We start from the raw sequence: 624 nt of genomic DNA on the forward strand, positions 1-624 counted from the left end.
CGAGGAAGTAACCACCCATCTCTGGAGCAAAAAATACGATACAAGCAAAAACCATCAAAAACCCGCCCAAATACATCACATCATGTACTGAGTAAAAAGGGTGAAATGGAATGCCGTCAACCGGGTGACCTTGCGCATCTAAGTTTTCCTTAATTTCAACGCCATCTGGGTTGTTAGAGCCAACCTCATGCAATGCCAGGATGTGAGCTGCTACTAAACCAACTAATACCAATGGGATTGCGATCACATGAAACGCGAAGAAACGATTGAGGGTGGCATCACCCACAACATAATCACCACGCAACCATAAGGAAAGATCTGGGCCGATGAATGGAATTGCAGAGAACAAGTTCACAATTACTTGAGCTCCCCAATAGGACATTTGACCCCATGGAAGCAAGTAACCGAAGAATGCTTCGCCCATCAAGCATAAGAAAATTGCGCAACCGAAGATCCAGATGAGTTCACGTGGCTTGCGATAAGAACCATAGATCAAACCACGGAACATATGCATATAAACCACCACAAAGAACATAGAGGCGCCGGTGGAGTGCATATAGCGAATCATCCAGCCCCATGGCACTTCGCGCATGATGTATTCAACTGACTCAAAAGCCTTAGCAG

1 protein-coding gene is annotated in these 624 nt (G+C 45.7%); it reads right to left on the bottom strand.

Annotation, left to right across the window (positions count from 1 at the left end):
- Positions 1-624, bottom strand: a 624-nt coding sequence (locus tag ICN47_RS12735) for a cytochrome bc complex cytochrome b subunit (protein ID WP_216220280.1), incomplete at both ends; no start/stop codon positions are given.

The organism is Polynucleobacter sp. AP-Latsch-80-C2, from assembly GCF_018882185.1.
Lineage (GTDB): Bacteria > Pseudomonadota > Gammaproteobacteria > Burkholderiales > Burkholderiaceae > Polynucleobacter.